The sequence below is a fragment of the bacterium genome, from assembly GCA_013360215.1.
Taxonomy (GTDB): Bacteria; CLD3; CLD3; order SB21; family SB21; genus JABWCP01.
In genome coordinates, this window is sequence record JABWCP010000029.1 from 13440 (window position 1) to 31952 (window position 18513).

General features: G+C 44.1%; 15 protein-coding genes. 8 read left to right on the plus strand and 7 right to left on the minus strand.

The window, feature by feature from the left end; translation table 11 throughout:
- Positions 1-13: 13 nt before the first annotated feature.
- Entirely contained in the window at positions 14-670 is a 657-nt protein-coding gene (locus HUU58_13725) for a hypothetical protein (protein ID NUN46730.1), read from the plus strand.
- 75 nt (positions 671-745) lie between these two features.
- Here HUU58_13725 and HUU58_13730 read toward each other — a convergent pair whose 3' ends face one another.
- Entirely contained in the window at positions 746-1732 is a 987-nt protein-coding gene (locus HUU58_13730; protein NUN46731.1) for an AraC family transcriptional regulator, read from the minus strand.
- Positions 1733-2121: 389 nt separating this feature from the next.
- Here HUU58_13730 and HUU58_13735 point away from each other — a divergent pair, with 389 nt between their 5' ends.
- The 7 genes from HUU58_13735 to HUU58_13765 all read left to right on the plus strand — a co-directional run bounded on the left by HUU58_13735 (position 2122) and on the right by HUU58_13765 (position 11208).
- Entirely contained in the window at positions 2122-2847 is a 726-nt protein-coding gene (locus HUU58_13735; protein NUN46732.1) for a class I SAM-dependent methyltransferase, read from the plus strand.
- Positions 2848-2921: 74 nt separating this feature from the next.
- Positions 2922-3404, plus strand: a complete 483-nt coding sequence (locus HUU58_13740; GenBank protein NUN46733.1) for a (2Fe-2S)-binding protein — start codon at positions 2922-2924, stop codon at positions 3402-3404.
- A gap of 59 nt (positions 3405-3463) precedes the next feature.
- Positions 3464-5866: a molybdopterin-dependent oxidoreductase gene (locus HUU58_13745; GenBank protein NUN46734.1), complete on the plus strand. Its 2403-nt coding sequence runs from the start codon at positions 3464-3466 to the stop codon at positions 5864-5866.
- A 178-nt stretch (positions 5867-6044) separates the two neighbouring features.
- On the plus strand, positions 6045-6503 hold the full coding sequence (locus HUU58_13750; GenBank protein NUN46735.1) for an EamA family transporter: 459 nt from the start codon (positions 6045-6047) through the stop codon (positions 6501-6503).
- Positions 6504-6614: 111 nt separating this feature from the next.
- A complete protein-coding gene (locus HUU58_13755; protein ID NUN46736.1) occupies positions 6615-8780 on the plus strand; it encodes a S9 family peptidase in 2166 nt (721 codons plus the stop codon).
- A gap of 36 nt (positions 8781-8816) precedes the next feature.
- Positions 8817-10004: a hypothetical protein gene (locus tag HUU58_13760; protein ID NUN46737.1), complete on the plus strand. Its 1188-nt coding sequence runs from the start codon at positions 8817-8819 to the stop codon at positions 10002-10004.
- 70 nt (positions 10005-10074) lie between these two features.
- Complete coding sequence (locus HUU58_13765) at positions 10075-11208, plus strand: BamA/TamA family outer membrane protein (protein ID NUN46738.1); 1134 nt, start codon at positions 10075-10077, stop codon at positions 11206-11208.
- Positions 11209-11291: 83 nt separating this feature from the next.
- On the opposite strand, the gene icd is transcribed toward HUU58_13765, so the two are convergent.
- From icd to HUU58_13795, 6 genes are all read right to left on the minus strand, one after another.
- Positions 11292-12620: an NADP-dependent isocitrate dehydrogenase gene (icd, locus tag HUU58_13770; GenBank protein ID NUN46739.1), complete on the minus strand. Its 1329-nt coding sequence runs from the start codon at positions 12618-12620 to the stop codon at positions 11292-11294.
- A gap of 295 nt (positions 12621-12915) precedes the next feature.
- A complete protein-coding gene (locus HUU58_13775) occupies positions 12916-13947 on the minus strand; it encodes a radical SAM protein (GenBank protein NUN46740.1) in 1032 nt (343 codons plus the stop codon).
- Positions 13938-15113 (minus strand): amidohydrolase family protein, encoded by a 1176-nt coding sequence (locus HUU58_13780; GenBank protein NUN46741.1) that lies wholly within the window; start codon positions 15111-15113, stop codon positions 13938-13940. The genes HUU58_13775 and HUU58_13780 overlap by 10 nt, the downstream gene beginning before the upstream one ends.
- A 7-nt stretch (positions 15114-15120) precedes the next feature.
- Entirely contained in the window at positions 15121-15780 is a 660-nt protein-coding gene (locus HUU58_13785; protein NUN46742.1) for a class I SAM-dependent methyltransferase, read from the minus strand.
- Complete coding sequence (locus tag HUU58_13790) at positions 15780-17279, minus strand: B12-binding domain-containing radical SAM protein (GenBank protein ID NUN46743.1); 1500 nt, start codon at positions 17277-17279, stop codon at positions 15780-15782. Before HUU58_13790 ends, HUU58_13785 begins: the two co-directional genes overlap by 1 nt.
- Positions 17276-18487 (minus strand): polysaccharide biosynthesis C-terminal domain-containing protein, encoded by a 1212-nt coding sequence (locus tag HUU58_13795; protein ID NUN46744.1) that lies wholly within the window; start codon positions 18485-18487, stop codon positions 17276-17278. Before HUU58_13795 ends, HUU58_13790 begins: the two co-directional genes overlap by 4 nt.
- Positions 18488-18513 lie beyond the last annotated feature (26 nt).

The following is an 18513-nucleotide window of genomic DNA, read 5'->3' on the forward strand; positions in this document are numbered from 1 at the left end:
TAAGGATAGATTTATGAAGAGGTTTAAAAAAATCATAGCTGTCTTGTTATCGGCTGCTTTTTGGAATATTCAGGCGGCATTGCTGTTTTCGCATTCTATACACGCACAACAGGGCACCAGGCCATTAGTGGCAGTTCTTGATCTACAGGTTACCGGAGGTATTCTCAAATCGGAAGCGCAATCGCTTTCCGACCGTTTACGTGGCGAGATGCAAGGACTAAAGAAATTTGATATCATCGAACGTTCTCAGATGGATGCTTTGCTTAAGGAACAAGATTTTGCGATGTCTGATATGACGGAAGCCAATGCGGCTAAAGCCGGGAAGTTGCTCAGCGTCGAACAAATCGTAGTGGGTTCCATCGGTCGTGTTGGTCGTTCATATACGGTGGACGTACGACTGATTGATGTTGTATCCGGTCGCGTCATCACGGCTTCGCAGCAGGATTATAATGGTCCTACCGAAGGCTTGACACAGGTCATTCGCAATGTCGCACGACAGTTTGCCGGGCTTCCGCCTTTGAAAGTAAGCGTTGCGAGTAATACCAAATGGTGGGTGATGGGCAGTTTACTTGCTGTTGGCGGCGGTGTGGCGGCTTATATGATGTTGAATAAAAAAGAAAGCGGATCCTCCGGCCCTCCGGCTTTCAGCGATCCACCGGCATTGCCGTAATGTCTTCTTGTGAAATAAAAAACCTCGACTGAAATCGAGGTTTTTTATTTACATAAACACAAATTGATCAGAAAGCTAATTGGATTGGTAAACGAATTCAGATGGTGTTAAACCGGTTTGCTCTTTGAATATGCGATTAAAAGAGCTTTTACCTGAGAACCCTGAATCTAAAGCTATAGCCAGCAGAGTTTCTTCGCTGTATCGTTCTCTGAGTTGGTTTTGGGCATCTTTTACACGATACGTATTGACAAACACGTTAAACGTCATCCCGATGTCTTCGCTTAGCAGTGCAGACAAGCATCGTGCGCTGATACCAAGGCGAGCCGCCACTTCGGTATAACGCAGGTCGGGTTCTCGATATATTTTGTCCTGTTCCATCAGTTTGTATAATTGATTTAAAACTTCATGCTTTCTCTCTTTAGAAAGGCTGTTATTTTTTCTCGGCCATAAAGTAAAAAATATTGTTTCCGGGGAAACGAATGAAAGGAATGCAATAGTGTAAATAATCGTTGCAAAAATCGGTATTGACCAATTACCCCAATGGACAAGCGTTTCTCCGGTGAAAAGAAAGTAAATAGCATTTATAAAATTGAAAACGACATATCCCATCATAATGCTAAATAAGAATCGGATAATGCGATTGAGTTTAGAATACGCTTCATTTTGTGACAGCAAACGAATGGCCATAGTGAGGTACATGACATTTTGCAAGACCATTACGACATTTAGAATAATACTCTCTACGGCGAAATCATTGAACTGTGACGGGTCAATTATGTATGCGATTTTCTTTTGTACATCCCACAAATAGTATGGTGACAAGAGAAGAATCACTCCCAAAAAAGGTAATGCATGCCAAGCGTCTTTGATGACGAATCGATTTTGCTTCTCGACAAGATTTTTGGCATAAAGATAATAAGCCGGAGCCAGTGCATACCAAAAAGGGACCGAAATGAAGAGCATATGGGGCAGGGTGGAAAAAAGACCGGAGATGCGAATCAATTGTTCCAATACGGCACTTGAAAAAATAAGCATCAGGAGCGCAAGACTTTTATTTGCCAAAACGCTTCCTTTTTTGTTAAAAAAAAGAACAATGGCGAGAAAAATTCCTTGGCCGAATATGAGCGTGTATATGATGGTCCAAATCATAGATTAAGAACTGTATGATAATAATTCAGAAAATTAGATTCTTATACGATTAGACAATGTTTTTAGTTACAACAAGTTTCTCTTTTTATTTCGTTATATAATTTTTATTCTACAGACAACCAAATACAATTATTATCTATCCGTTTCTAAAAATGAATATTTGCCCGATTTGTAGTCACAGTACACATCAAAAATGGCCGATGTATTACGAATTTGAATCCCAACATTTCGATCTTTTGCAATGTTCATCATGTCGCATTGGATTTGTATCGCCTCAACCTGACGAAAAAACGATTGTACGTATGTACAGTAAGGATTATTTCGAATCGGATTTTAGATGCGGGCATGAAGATGCATCAGCCTTTAATAAAAAGACGGATCCTGTTCTGCCGGATTGGGCTGAGCAGGTTCACCTTCAACCTGAGTCATCCGTTTTAGAAATTGGTTGCGCGACAGGTTATACGCTTAAAGCATTTCATGATGCGGGGCATCATGTCAAAGGGATTGAGATATCCGAAGATGCAGCCCGTCATGCGCGGGATGTGTATCACTTGGATGTAGATACGATGGCCGTTCATCAAGCGCAGTTTTCGTCGGAGAAATTTGATCTTATCTATTTGTTGGATGTGTTTGAACATTTGACGGATCCTGTTTTACTCCTCAAGCAGGCGTATCAATGGCTGAAACCGGGTGGAACACTGGTGATCGTTATTCCTACGCAAACGAATACACTTTTTTCGCGATTTGGTATGACCTTATTTTCGTTAGCCGGCAAACGGGCGCGGATATATATGCCGCCGTATCATCTTTTTGAATACCGACCTTCATCGGTTCGACGTTTGTTACTTAACCACGGTTTTTCTAAAATAGATATGAAACCGGTGATTATGAAGCCCGGTGAAATTGGTTTGCGCAGCAGCGTTGTTCAAAATACAGCCAAATATGTTTTTCAATGTTTGAATTACCCTCTAACGAAGTTGACGGGACGCTTTGGCGATCGGTTGACCATCATTGCAGTCAAATCTTGATTATCTACCTTCCATTCGATAGTTTTGCCTACCTGTCATAATGCTTTCTTATAGTATAGTATAGTCGGAGAATCATGAAATCGTTGATCACACTTAAGGTCAATGGCGACCTTTACGAAATTGCCGTCAAATCCAATCGCACTTTGCTTGAAGCGCTGCGCTACGATTGCCATCTTACCGGTTCCAAACAAGGTTGTGATATGGGCGACTGCGGCGCGTGCACGGTGTTAATTGATAACGTCCCTATCCAGGCCTGCATCACACTTGCGGTGGAATGCGTCGGCAAAGAAATCATCACCGTCGAAGGAATCGCTAAAGGAACAGAAGCGCATCCGCTACAGACGGCATGGAATAATCAAGGTGCATCCCAGTGCGGATATTGTACGCCCGGTTTTATGGTTGTGGCCAAGTGGCTTTTGGAAAAAAATCCTAATCCAAGCGATGTGGAAATCAAAGAGGCCTTGTCCGGCAATATTTGCCGCTGTACCGGTTATACTAAGATCATAACCGCCATGAAAGAGGCCGCGGCGATAATGCAAAAAGAAAAAGCCGTTTAATCGCGATTTGCGTTATAAAAATTTAAAAATTATTTGATTGATTACCGAAAGACATCATAATGATAAAGCCTAATCCGAAAAAAAATCAATTCTCTATTATCGGCAGACCCAATCCGAAAATTGAAGGATTGGAGAAGGCCAACGGATCCGCTCTGTATACTGATGATCTGATGCTCCCCAATATGCTCATCGGAAAAATTTTGCGCAGCCCGCATCCGCATGCCCTGATCAAAAAAATTGATACTTCTAAGGCGGAGGCATTACCCGGCGTGAAAGCGGTAATGATCGGGACGGAGCTTACGGAAAAATACGGCGTTCTTCCTGCTTCGCAGGATGAAACCGTACTGGCTGTTGATAAAGTCTGCTATATCGGTGACGGTGTGGCGGCCGTAGCAGCGCTGGATGAAGAAACAGCGGAAAAAGCGTGCGAACTTATCGAAGTCGAATATGAAGTTTTGAAACCGTGCCTTACGATCGAAGATGGTTTTCGTGAAGACCTTCCTAAAATACACCCGCACACCAAACAAGCCAATGTAATGAAGGAAGTGCATCAAGAGTTCGGTGATGTGGATGAGGGTTTCAAAGAAGCCGATTTGGTTATGGAAAACGAATATTTCTTTGAAGGCAATACGCACTTACCTTTGGAACCGCATTGTGCTCTGGCTCAATACGGAAGCGACGGTAAACTGACTATATGGTCTTCGACGCAGACACCGCATTATCTGCATGTAGCCTTAGCCAAAGTGCTTCAAATGAAGCGTTCGCATATTCGTGTCATCAAGCCGCATATCGGTGCAGGTTATGGTGGGAAATCCGAACCGTTTGCATTGGAATTTTGTGCGGCATGGCTTTCCAAAAAAACCGGTCGTCCCGTGAAATTTTTATATACCCGCGAAGAAGTATTTTACGCGCATCGGGGTCGCCAACCGATGAAGATGATACTTAAAACCGGCGTCAAAAAGGACGGTTCGATCACCGCGATCCACATGCGTACGTTTCTAGACGGCGGATCGTTCGGAAGTTATGGCCTTGTGACTACGTATTATTCCGGCGTATTTCTGACGTTGCCTTACAAAGTGCCTCGATACAAATTTGATGCGTATCGTATTTATACCAATAAACCGGCCGGCGGGCCCAAACGCGGGCATGGTGCCGTGCAGCCTCGTTTTGCGATGGAATGCCAATTAGATAAAATAGCCGAAAAACTCGGTCTTGATCCGGTGGAGATGCGTCTCAAAAATAGTATCGAACCCAATACGATGACGATCAATTCGTTTCGTGTCACCTCATGCGGTATCAAAGAATGCCTCACTTCTACGCGTGCGCGTTCGGAGTTTGATAAAAAGTACGCGTCATATAAAAAACAAAATGGTAAAGTTATTCGCAAAGGTATCGGTATTGCGGCCAGCACATATATCAGCGGAGCGGGAAAATCCATCATTTGGAATGATATGCCGCATTCCGGCGTGCAGATCAAAGTGGATCGTGGCGGCGGTGTGACGGTATTTTGCGGAGCGTCGGATATAGGTCAGGGTTCGGATTCGATGTTAGCTTATATTGCAGCGGAAGTTCTGGGTGTCGAAATATCGGATGTTCACGTTTGCCAAACCGATACCCATCTGACGCCGGTGGATTTGGGCAGTTATTCGAGCCGTGTCACTTTTATGGCGGGCAATGCGTGCATACAAGCGGCGGAGCGTATTAAAGAAATGATCTTTGAAATGGCGAGCCGTAAACTCGGTGTACCGGTAACTGATCTTGATAACGGTAAACGATTGATTTTTTCAAAATCGGATCCGAATAAATTTATGGATTTCGTCGAAGCCGCAAACATGGCGGAATCAGCCTATGGTACGATCGGTGCGACCGGCAGCTACAAGCCGCCCAAAATCGGCGGCTCTTACAAAGGCGCAGGTGCAGGTCCATCACCCTCATACACTTTTTCTACGCATATCGCTGAAGTGTCCGTGGATGTAGAAACCGGTGCGGTGACGGTAGAAAAAATATGGTCAGCCCATGATTGCGGGCGAGCGCTCAATCCCGTGATCGTTGAAGGTCAGATCGAAGGCAGTGTTTATATGGGTGTCGGTGAGGCGCTTTTTGAAGAACATATTTTTCATAAAAACGGATTGCATCGCAACCCCAGTATTCTGGAATATAAAGTGCCGACGATATTGGATACGCCCGAAATCGAATCCATTATCGTGGAGTCTATTGATCCCGAAGGCCCGTTTGGCGCCAAAGAAGCTGGTGAAGGCCCTCTCCACGCGGCGATACCGGCGATTGCCAATGCGATCTACAATGCCATCGGTGTACGTCTGGATACGACGCCATTTACACCGGATAAAATCCTGAAGGCTTTGGAAGAAAAAGAACTCGCTGAAAAAGGCGGTAACGGTCATTCCAAAAAACTTCGTGATATCGGCGCAAAAAAATTGGTATCCCATATCGCAACGACCTGAAACAAAGCGTTTTTTTTAGTGCGATAGACCTTATCATTTTGTTGTAATTTTTTTTACTTCCTACCGATTGCTATAGCTGTTGCATATCGAGCTGCATGCCTGCTGTCAAAAATCATTTTTTTTCTAACGAAGCGTGTCATATTGGAATACGATTCGTTTAAATTGTTTAAGGAGCTTTATGCGTGACTATGTATTATTTGCCGTATTAGCGGGATTAGCATGGGGGCTGGGAGGGTATTTTGAAAAATCAGGATTGCGTGCGATGGGAATACCACCGATTGCAGGGATTACTTTGCGCACCGGAGTAGCGTTCATTTTATTAGCGTTATTATCCATACCGGCATGGAAACAGATTGCCAATGTAAACGATACGACGGCGTGGGTCATGATCATCATCGGTGGCGGCGTAGTAGCCGGAAGTCTTGGCATGTGGAGTTTTTACAAATCCTTATCCACGACGGAAAACCTCGGAGTTACGTTGGCTTTGGCGTTTTCGATTTCACCGATCGCAGGCACTGTGATGGGATTATTCAAAAGCAATCAACCGATGAACTGGCAAACAGGTATCGGTTTAGTCACGATTATCATAGGCATCATCATTCTCCAGACGTCGCATACACCGACAACCAAACCTTGAATTTAATTGATCATAACAGCCTTCAACTCTACGAAAGGTGACGGCATGAAAACATTCATTCTGAGTATATTTTTGTTTCTGCAATGGCCATTGGTTTCGCAGGACAGCACGATGTTATCGTTGGAGCGAATTTTTGATTCCGATGAATTGCAGTCACGTTTTTTTGGTCCGGCGCGGTGGTTAAAAGACGACAAAGGTTATACGACGCTTGAAGTGTCGGATCGAGCGGAAGGTAAAGATATCATTAAGTATGATGCGGCTACCGGGACGCGTACCGTATTGATCGGCGCTGAAAAGCTAATACCGCAGGGGCAAACCCGTCCTCTCAAAATATCCGATTATTTCTGGTCTTCCGATGATTCACGGTTATTGATTTTTACCAATACACGCAAAGTCTGGCGATATAATACGCGGGGCGATTATTGGGTACTGGATATTGGGACGGGAAAACTACATAAGCTCGGTGGTGCCGACGCCAAAACATCCACCCTGATGTTTGCTAAATTTTCTCCGGACGGTCAGCAAGTGGCGTATGTTAGGGAAAATAATATCTACACAGAAAACCTGTTAACCGGGAAAATCACACAATTGACTTTCGACGGTTCCGATGTCATCATCAACGGAACGTTTGATTGGGTATATGAAGAAGAATTTGGCTGCCGAGACGGATTTCGATGGAGTCCCGATAGTCGTGCTGTTGCATATTGGCAATTGAATGCTGAGGGTATCGGTGTGTTTTATATGATTAACAACACGGATTCAGTTTATTCCAAAGTCATTCCGGTGCAGTATCCCAAAGCCGGATATCCGAATTCATTCTGTCGTGTCGGTGTAGTTTCTGCCAGCGGCGGTACTACGGTATGGATGCAAACACCCGGCGATCCGCGGGATAATTATATTCCTCGAATGGAATGGGCAGGAACATCAGAAGCCATCGTCATGCGACACCTCAATCGCTTGCAAAATACTTTGCAGATCATGCTCGGTGATGTAAAATCCGGCATTGTACAAACGATAGCCACCGATAAAGATAGTGCATGGATTGATATAGATGATGAATTTAAAGTACTGGATGGCGGAAAAGGATTTTTATGGATTAGTGAGCGTGACGGATGGCGGCATGTGTATAAGACCAGTCGCGACGGTAAAAAAACGGAGCTTCTTACGCCGGTTAATTTTGATGTGATCAAAGTTATACTCGCACAAGAAAAAGAAAACATGCTTTATTATACGGCGTCACCCGAAAATGCTACGCAACGTTTTTTATATCGCATGAAAATGGACGGTAAAGGGAAAGCCGAACGCATTACAACGGAGACCGGAGGTTGGCATGATTATCAGATTTCGCCCGATGCAAAATACGCGATACATAAATATTCGTCTATGCAACTGCCACAAATAGTTGAAGTTGTAGACCTTCCGAAACATAAAACATTACGTACTCTGGAAGACAATCTGGCTTTGCGTCAACGACTGGCAGGGTTAAAAATAAATGCACCGGAGTTTTTTAAAATTGAAGCCGGCAATGGGTTGATGTTAGACGGGTGGATGCTTAAACCGGCATCCTTTGATGCGACGAAAAAATATCCTCTCTTTGTTTTTGTCTATGGCGAACCTGCCGAACAAACAGTAGCCGATAATTGGGATGGCGCTGATTATTTGTGGCATCAGATGCTCGCTCAGCAAGGATATATCGTGATCAGCTTAGATCCGCGTGGTACACCTGCGCCGCGGGGCAGAGCTTGGCGTAAAGCGATATATAAACAATTAGGATGGCTTGCTCCGATGGATTTGGCTGAAGGAGTGCGTCGTGTGACGACGTGGCCTTATATTGACAAGTCGCGTGTGGGCATCTGGGGCTGGAGCGGCGGCGGCGCTTCGACATTGCAGTCGATGTTTAGATTTCCGGACGTATTTCACGTCGGCATGTGTGTTTCACCCGTGACGGATCAGCGAAACTATGATAATATATATACCGAGCGTTATATGGGTTTTCCCAAAGATAACCTGGAATGGTTCTTAAAAGCTTCGCCGATCAGCTATGTACAAAATCTGAAAGGAAAACTCTTACTGGTGCACGGTACAGGTGATGACAATGTACATTATCAGAATACGGAAATGTTGATTAATGCGCTGATCGCGGCAGGAAAACCGTTTGATATGATGGCTTACCCCAATCGAACGCACAATATTGATGAAGGAGACGGAACCTCGTTGCATCTGTATTCGCTATTGACACGGTACCTCAAGGAACATCTTAAACCGGGGCCGCAATAAAATGTATTCGTCGAAATTTGAAAGATCATTGTTTTGGTGAAAACACTTCGACATGCCATCGTTTGGTTTGCTGTTATTTGCTGTGTTATGGCCGTATCCTTGTTGTTTGAGAAACCGCGTGATGCGGCGTTAGCTTTTTTGTTTATTATAGATATGGCTACGCCGGAGGCCTCCGATCTTTATCAAGTCGTAACGGATGAAATAGTTGTCACACATGATTCTCTTGATCGTGAGTCAAAAAAAACGCTGTATTATTCTATTTATTCGCCACCCGGAAATCATAAAAAATCAGCGATCATCATGGCGCATGGGTTTACTGAAAAAGGAAACAACGATCGAAGGTTACAACGTATGGCGCATCGTATGGCGCGTGCCGGTTTTATTGTAATGACGCCTGAGTTTCCTATGATGCGGCGGTTTCGTATAAGTATGGAAGATGCAGACAACACCATGGAAGCTTTTCGTATAGTGAAGCAACGACCGGATGTTGACTCGTCGTCTATCGGTTTGATGGGATTCAGTTATGGTGCGGGTCCGGTTATTATGGCGTTATCTGATTCTTCGATCAGAGATCAAGTACGCTTTGGTGTTATTTTTGGGGGTTATTTTGATATTCGAAAAACACTCAAATATACTTTAACAGGATATTACACGACCGATACCGGTCAAGAAATGCGCTCTGTATCTAAAAATAATGACCGATGGAAATTTCTATTGGGCAATATACCGGAAAGTGGGAACGAAAAATCGCTGGTTATTTTTAAATCTATAATCGCTCAAAAAATAACGGATGCCGGATATGACCCCGGGAAAAATTTTCTTTCATTGGATAGCACGCATCAATCACTGTATCGATTTATAGAAAATCAGAATCCCTCGGCTTTTGATGTATTGTACGCAGCTTTACCCAACGATTTTCGTTCTAAATTAGAATTGGCTGATCTTACGTCGTATGCGCACTTAATTCACTCCTACATGATCATCGGCCACAGTGATCAGGATCGTGTCGTCCCGTACACCGAGAGTTTAGCATTAGCAAAAAATCTCACTTCGGCACCGGCTCCTTTTGTAGCTGTTACAAGTTTATTCACACACGTCAATTTAAAGATCGAATGGGGTTCTTTAACCCAAATTTTTACTGAAACGATTCAGGGATTTTTTCGATTATGGAAAATGACGTATCATATTATGCGTATGCGTCATATACCGGTAGCCATTGCATAGCCCATCAGATAATTTAAAACAGATGATGATTGAAACGGCAAATATAATTTCACTCAGGCGGCTTTTTGTTTTGAGTTGGTTTTTTGTAACCACGATCTGCGGGCAAAATTTGTATGAGAATCTGCAAAGCAGTTCAGGTGACACACCAGTGGATGTATCACGTCGCACCAAAGGGCGTCGTTTTACGCCTATACCTTTGGTGAATTATACATCCGATGACGGTACGGGTTATGGTCTTCGTATGTGCGTGTATGACTATGATAGTGTCACGGTGCCGTATCGTCGTGCTTTGAAAGCACAGTACTTTGTGACGACAGAGGGAAAATGGGCGCATGTGTTGTCTTTGGATTATCCGAATTTTCTTAAAGGTCACCGTTTTGATTTCGAGTTAGCTTACGATAAGCTCGAGTTTGCCAATTATTACGGAGAACTTTCTAATCATATGGTGGATAGTTTGCGTTTGAGTAAATCACAACGAACTTTTCGTCAAGCTACACCGAGCGCATCCCTAACATGGATTTATGATCTGCATGGGCCATGGCGCCTTCGCGGCGGTGTGAGTATTCGCCATACTTCGGTCAAGCCCAATGCTGATTCAGGTAATATCCTTAAGGAACTGAAACCGGTGGGTTATAAAGGTGGTGTATTGTGGAAATTGGACGCTGCCATGCGATATGATACACGTGATAATTATATCAATTCCACGCGCGGGATATTAGAAGAGTTGCTTGTAGAATATAAAATAGGAGGAGAAGGGGATTATCAGGGGTGGCTCGCGAGTTATGAACATCGGCATTTCATTCCTATCACACCAAGTGTCGTGGCGGGATATCGTTTAGCGGCTGATCAAGTCTTTGGACAGATACCATTTTATGACGAATTGAAGCTGGGTGGTGAAGGTTCGGTGCGCGGTATGCCGTCGGCAAGGCGACGCGGGCAAGGTCGTTTTTTGGTTAATACCGAACTGCGATGGCGTGGAATACATTTGTCGGATCGCCGTAATATGATGCTTGGGGTTATACTATTCACCGATGCGGGGCAAATTTATAAACGGAAAGACGGGCCATCCCTGATACCAAAAAACTGGCATGCCGGATACGGCGGAGGGCTTCGATTTTATTGGCATAGCACGATTATACGAACCGATTATGGCATTTCCGAAGGCGGAAGCGGTTTATACATTTTATTTTCACAGGTATTTTGATCTGATTCACAGATCACTAGAGCCCTTATTAAAACAAAAAACGGCGAGTTTAGCTCGCCGTTTCATATTTACTTTTTTTGGTATTACATATTTGCGATGATCGCATCGCCAAATTCGCTACACTTGATTTCTTTTGCACCATCCATCAGGCGGGCAAAATCATAGGTAACCGTTTTTTTTGCGATCGAGGTTTCAAGTCCTTTGATCAAAAGATCGGCAACTTCATTCCAACCCATATAGCGAAACATCATTTCGCCGGACAATATCACCGAACCGGGGTTGACTTTATCTAAATCGGCGTATTTAGGTGCTGTGCCGTGTGTAGCCTCAAATACGGCATGACCGGTGATATAATTGATATTACCGCCCGGAGCTATACCGATGCCGCCGACTTGTGCAGCTAAGGCATCCGACAGATAATCACCGTTGAGGTTCATCGTGGCAATGACATCAAAATCTTCCGGCCGCGTCAGTACTTGCTGTAGTGTGATGTCGGCGATAGCGTCTTTGATGATAACACCACTAGGCAATTTGACCCACGGCCCGCCGTCAATTTCCACACCTCCGAATTCGCGTTTGGCTAATTCATAACCCCAATCACGAAATGCACCTTCGGTGTATTTCATGATATTGCCTTTGTGCACAAGCGTCACGCTCTTACGTTTTTGTGCGATGGCATATTGGATGGCGGAGCGAATCAAGCGTTCGGAACCTTCGCGTGATACCGGTTTGATACCGATGCCGCTCGTTTCGGGGAATCGTACTTTTTTAACGCCCATCTCATTTTGAAGCCAGGCGATTACTTTTTTAGCTTCCGGAGATCCTTCTTTCCATTCGATACCGGCGTAGATGTCTTCCGTATTTTCGCGGAAAATCACCATATCCACTTTTTCGGGGCGTTTGACAGGAGAGGGAACGCCGTTAAAATAACGCACAGGGCGTAAACAGACATATAGATCGAGTGTTTGACGTAAGGCTACATTGAGACTGCGAATGCCTCCGCCCACCGGTGTCGTGAGGGGACCCTTGATCGAAACGAGATACTCTTTGCAAGCAGTGATGGTATCATCGGGAAGCCAAGTATTGTATTGATCAAATGATTTTTGTCCGGCATATACTTCAAACCAATGAATTTTTTTCTTACCGCCATAAGCTTTTTGTACAGCGGCATCAAACACACGTACCGATGCACGCCAAATGTCACGACCGGTACCATCACCTTCGATAAACGGTATGACCGGATTATCGGGTACTTGGAGTACACCGTTTTGGATTGAAATTTTTTGACCTTCTTTGGGGGGAGTAATGTCTTTGTACACGGTTGGCTTCCTTATCGTGGTGAATGATGTGACGAAATGGTTTGAAAATATAGTTCCGATAAACCGCAAACTCAAGTCGGTCGCGAATATCATTCAAAAAAGCCAACTTCGATACAAAGAACAATGACAAACGTCAGGCTCGATAGAGAATTACAATCCGTCTGAATAACGATCCCGGCGATCACCATTGCCGTAGAATATCGCCATCACCATAACAACCATAAAAAAAGCAAGTGCCATAATCATGTACTGCATAAAATCCCTTTCAAAAAACGATTACAACCATCGTTCAATAGGATTATACATGAAAACCGTGTATTCGGTTTGTGATAGAGGTCACAGGTTAATAGAGTGCGTCAAATAGTTGACGCCGATAGAGGTAAGTTAATTAAAAATAGAGTTTATCTACGATAGATCGCGAATATTGCAGGGAACAAACGCAACGCTGGCATATCGAATTTTGTGATATATCTAGGTTTTTCCGGAAGTGTATTGCATCGTCCCCATTTAGTATTTCCGGAAGTGGTTGATTGAAAAAATTTCCTAACGATGCATGAAAAAAACAAGGACGCACAGAGCCATCGGATTCTACCACAGCCGAAACCCACGGGGCGTTACAGGGTGGAGATTTGAATGAACCTAAACCATGCACCGCTTCGTAATAATCTGCGATGCGCAGCAGTTTCTGAGGAGATTCTGAAATCCATCGCGTATGAAAAGCGTTATTAAATTCCTTTACTATATCTGACAAGCTCTGGCGCAGATCAGGAAGTTCATTGGGTGAGGGTATTATGGGATCTGTTTGTTCGGATTGCAAAGGCGAGGTGTGGTTAAAGGCTTGCGAATGCATATCCGCCGGTAAAAAACTCAACCGGCGTAACCCCATGTCTTGTGCGGCGATAATGAGTTCTTTTAAAAATCGGAAGTTTGATTTTTGGACTACACATCGCGCGGATATATTAAACTCCGGCTTAACGGTCAGTATGCTTTTAATGCCCACACGGATCTTTTCAAAGCCTCCGGGAATATTACGAATGGTATCGTGAATTTGCGCCGGGCCGTCTAGAGATACGATCACCTCATCAATATGATCGGTAATGGATCGGGCAAACCGATCTAACAAAAGTCCGGTGGATAATAATGTAAGTTTGATATCTGAAATTGATTTTAATGATGTGCAAAATTCAAACAAAGCGGGGTGAAGTAAGGCCTCACCGCCCGAAAAAACCACTTCACGCACTCGCAACGATCGGATATCGTTTTCCAGTTTTTTAAAAATATCAGAATCCCACGATCGTAGATTTGAGTTGGATTTCCAGATATCACACATAAGGCAACGGCAATTGCAAGCGCTATGCGGCATCAGTACCAGTACAGGCAATGTTTTGATAGATTTTGATCTAAAAAAAGTCATATCCATGTCTCCGCTATTTTCCATACGGGATTTTGTTGAAGAAAAACGGAAGGAACGCCCGATGTTATGCGTTTCATCAACGAGGGCATATGTATGCACAGATAGTTTTGACGGATAAATAACCTTTTTAATCGAAACGGCCAGCTGTGCGGCGGCTCACCGCGCAATAATCTTACACATCCGTTATGCAGCACCAGTCGGATATCATCGGGGTAAGTCGAAGTCAAATTCGTTTTGTAATCTTCTTGTTTGCGTGTTGCTATGAATAGATCAGCCGGTGCGCCTTTCGTAATGGCCATCGGCTTTTGTAAGCCGAATATTCGTGATGGTCCGTTTGTTACCATGTGAAATATTTCATTCTCTGAAACCAGTCCTGTTTTAATGGCGTCACGAATTTCATCCAAAAGCGTCGGTGATCCGGTCAGAGTGGAATCGGTACCAAGGGCAACGGGAATGCGGTGTTTAAGCATATCTATCGGCGCAGTTCTTCCGAATAAGTATATATTGGAAGAAGGACACCAAACCAACGAAGCGCCTTTCTCCTGAAGACGATTTATTTGGTTTGCGGATACGGCAACACCATGAACCAGCACGGTTTGTTTCCGGAGATATCCTAAATTATCCAATTCATCAATCTCTCTGGCCGCGCGCTCATTGATTCCTTCCGCAGCATGTATAATCAGCTTTTGTGTACCAAACCAACGCCTGCGGATTTTTTCCCCAAATACCAACGAATGCATCCATTGGTATCGGCTAAATACAGAGATCGGAAAACCAAAACGAAACCGCGCATGGTATGGATTGTGATGTACGACAGTAGTTACGCCTGAAATAATATTTTTAAATGCACCAAACAATAACCGATCGCGGAGCGGTAATGCCTCTATGTCAGAAACAGGCGCCGCATGGGGTTTATAAATATCATTTGCCCAAGCAACGTAGTCCTCATATGGCGGTTTCCCTAGCCTCGGATAAATATTCATTTCAAGATGATCGTGACTATTGATCAAACCCGGGTAAACAAAATCGCCTTTACCGTCAATTACGATTTCACTCTTGTTTGGTTTTATGTCCTTATCAATTTCTACAATGTGACCATTCTTGATACGTAATGCGCCGCATTGCAATTGTTCTTCATGTTCCCAGTTGACGTTTTGTATAAGCAGTTCCATGTACCAATCATTTTTTTTGGCATTGCATTGCAAATACTACCGGTGTATTGAGCCACGAAGCTTCGTTATGTTGTAAGCATGTGAAGCCTGTATCTTCAAGCATTCCACGGTATGTTTCAAGAGTATGAGTATGGTGCGTTACAGTGTAAGTCACACCGTGATGATCAAAAGAGCGTTTCATACCCTGATGCGCTGCATGCGGATGAAAATCCGTAATAATCAATATTCCGTCAGGACGTAAAGCGTCATAAATGCTGTGAAGAATAAGGTTCGGATCGTCGGTGTGTGCCAGAACCAGAGCGCATACGGCCACATCGAATGGTTCATCAACAACAAATGACTGTTTTTCTGAGATCGTACGAAATTCGGCTTTGTCGGATGGAATCAACTTCCGAGCTTTAATGATCATGTTTTCTGAAATATCAAGACCTAACACGCGTGCGGCACCATGATCTAATGCAAGCTTACATGCATGACCTGTTCCGCAACCCACATCAAGTAAAGCTTTGTCTTTCATTTCAGGTAAATATTCTGAAACCATATTATCGGAAAACGATTTTACGGGATTACGTTCGGTGTCGTATGATTCAGACCACAGATTGTATGCTTCTTTAGGATTGAGCTGAACAGGTGCTTTCCCGAAGAATTTGCGTACGCGCCGGAACATCAGAACCCCTCCTTTTCAGGGCGGCGATATCGGAGCCAATATTTCTGAAGAAATTTCAATTCATATGGGTGCGCATACCGGTGAAACCGGTAACGCCACGAGGAAAACCATCGCATGGCAGTGCGCTGAAAAGCAGTTAGTTTGAGGTCGCTGATCGTCGGGTATTGTGCATTAAGAACAGTTTCAAAATCGTGAATATGACGGATCATCGCCGGAGTAAGCCACGGTGTCACATATTGACGGTGCAAATCAAAATTGAGCCACTCCGGTTTCATCCACTCATCCAAATGTCGCGGGAACTGAAATCCGCGAGCTAAGGCCTGATTATATAAATCTGAACCTTCCGTAGGCACAGGTGTATATATATATATGATAATTTCAGTCGAAGGATTGATGGATTTTATTTCACGTATAAAGCGTATCTCCTGGTCAATCAGTTTCCAGACTTCATCTTCGGTGGCAGCCGGAAATCCAAGAACAAACGAGTACTCCGGTATAATATCGTGTTCTCTTAATCGCGCGGCGAAACTCCGAAGTTTGTTACCGGACTGAGTTCCACCTTTGTCCATTTGGCGCAATAGCGTATCGTTTCCGCTTTCTGCTCCAAAAAATATCATGCGGCATCCCGACCGGCGCAGCGTCGCCAATGAAGCATCGCTATACTTATCCATCGTGTCAATTCGACCTTCTCCCCACCAAGCCATGCCGTCGTGCATAATACGTTCCGCAAATTCGACAACTCGTTTTTCAGAGACGAAGAAGTTATTATCGTGAAATGTGATAGCGTTTCCGCCGTAGGTTTCTTTCAAAAATCGTATGTCACGGTAAATACGTTCAGCCGATTTGCCTTTCCAGCGTGTTTCGAAGATCGGTACAACGCCGCAGAATGAGCATGAAAATGGACAGCCTATACTTGAATGATAGGCAATAGTGCGCGTTCCCAAAAACGTTTTTCCCAAGTATCCATCCATCGGATAAAAGGAATGTAATGTGTCGTAGGGCAAATCCGGTAGCGTATCCTGATCAATAAGATCGGCTTTCGGTGTTTTATATATTGTGTCACCTGTGCGGTAAACGAGATTGGAAATGGTTGCAACGGATGTTCGTGCCGTAAGCGCTTGCAGTAATTCGGGGAAAGCATGATCACCCGGTCCATTAATCACGTAATCAACATATCCCGAGCGAATCACAGTATGGCTTTGATTGGAAGCAAAATAACCACCCCAGATAATGGTCACGTGCGGATATTGTTCGCGGATCATTTTCGAAATAGGAATGGCTTGAGCAAGTTGCGGGCCGGGCATGACCGTGCAACAAAAGAATCCGAATGAAGGATCCCTGAATAAATCCATAATCTTTTCTAAAGGATCGGATTCCCTATTGCCATCAACGATCACATAGTCATGTTGGCCATGTATCGAAGCGGCTATCTGTAAAATCGAGTTGGGTATGATTTTAGCGTGGATCGTAACTTTGGGGTTAAAAAAAATTATTTTCATATGGCTTCATGTTCCGATAAAGGTGTGTTACGATCAACGCTTTGTTCCGGTGCTCCGGATTGGAGTACATAAGCGCCCAATAATAACCATTGCGTCAATGCGGCAGATGCGATGGCGCCGGTAAGTCCCAGTGAAGGGATAAACAGAATATTACCTGTCAAGTTGACCAATGCACCGATCAGACTCAAACGCAAAACTATAATGGATTTATGTTGTTTGAGTAAAGCGTGTACATATGGTAAATATACGTACATCGGGAGCACAAATAAAAAACCGACGGCCAATGCCGTGATCGGGACGCGGGTATCCTCGATAAACCATAAAATCCCAATCAAACAAACGACGCCGAGCGCAGTCAAAAGGCTGCCTGCAAAAAGTGATTGTAAGCCCATGCGCCGAATATGAGAGGCTTGTAACCGATATAGATTTTTTAACTGCGTTGAAATGGCAAACTCCGGCAGCGCTTGTAAAAAGCTAAGCACATTCATGACTATATGATAAACTCCTAATTCGGATGGCGGTAGCAGAACAGCAACACTGTAGGTGTCCATTTTAGAAACTAACAAACCGCTGATATTTTGCATGGCAAGAGCCCATGCATGTTTGAGTTGATTCCATTGCGCGATAACTCTAAACCACAATCTGAATGTATTTCTCCATGCTATCAATAGAATGATAAGTCGGCAAAGAGCAGCCATGCAAGTGGCCCAGATCAAATGGATATGCTGCATCTCCGATGACCATAACGATAACCCTAAAAAAACGGCTGTACCTGCAAGATCATTGAGGATGCCGAGTATGTATCGGTGATGAAAAATAATCGCCGGTTCAAATGCATGGATTCCAAATAAACATACGAACCAAAGCAGAAGAGGCGGTAAGGCGTCATTCGCTTGGACAACAGTACACATCAAAGCGATGGGTAGGATAAGTAAGGGTAAGCGCGTTTTGATATTCGTCAACCAGAGTTCCTGCCAGCGTTGCGGTTGATCCGAAAAAGCACGCAGTAAATATAAGCGGGAACCCCAATTGGCAAAAGTAACTCCAAAATGGATAACGATCAGATACCGCGCATAATTTCCCCACACCTCAAGCGAAGCCGTACGAATAATCACCACCGAGGAGATCAACCCCGCTGCGGGCGGAATCGCGTTGCGGAGAGCATTCCATAGCATCGGCATCCATCGTTGCGGCCATCGGTGTTTCATAGGGTATTCCAAAACGAATCGCAAAT

Coding starts and splice junctions, on each gene's coding strand:
- HUU58_13725 (NUN46730.1), top strand. CDS start 14: ATGAAGAGGTTTAAAAAAATCATAGCTGTCTTGTTATCGGCTGCTTTT.
- HUU58_13755 (NUN46736.1), top strand. CDS start 6,615: ATGTTATCGTTGGAGCGAATTTTTGATTCCGATGAATTGCAGTCACGT.
- HUU58_13735 (NUN46732.1), top strand. CDS start 2,122: ATGTACAGTAAGGATTATTTCGAATCGGATTTTAGATGCGGGCATGAA.
- HUU58_13780 (NUN46741.1), bottom strand. CDS start 15,113: ATGGAACTGCTTATACAAAACGTCAACTGGGAACATGAAGAACAATTG.
- HUU58_13740 (NUN46733.1), top strand. CDS start 2,922: ATGAAATCGTTGATCACACTTAAGGTCAATGGCGACCTTTACGAAATT.
- HUU58_13790 (NUN46743.1), bottom strand. CDS start 17,279: ATGAAAATAATTTTTTTTAACCCCAAAGTTACGATCCACGCTAAAATC.
- HUU58_13785 (NUN46742.1), bottom strand. CDS start 15,780: ATGTTCCGGCGCGTACGCAAATTCTTCGGGAAAGCACCTGTTCAGCTC.
- icd (NUN46739.1), bottom strand. CDS start 12,620: ATGATATTCGCGACCGACTTGAGTTTGCGGTTTATCGGAACTATATTT.
- HUU58_13775 (NUN46740.1), bottom strand. CDS start 13,947: ATGGATATGACTTTTTTTAGATCAAAATCTATCAAAACATTGCCTGTA.
- HUU58_13795 (NUN46744.1), bottom strand. CDS start 18,487: ATGAAACACCGATGGCCGCAACGATGGATGCCGATGCTATGGAATGCT.
- HUU58_13745 (NUN46734.1), top strand. CDS start 3,464: ATGATAAAGCCTAATCCGAAAAAAAATCAATTCTCTATTATCGGCAGA.
- HUU58_13750 (NUN46735.1), top strand. CDS start 6,045: ATGCGTGACTATGTATTATTTGCCGTATTAGCGGGATTAGCATGGGGG.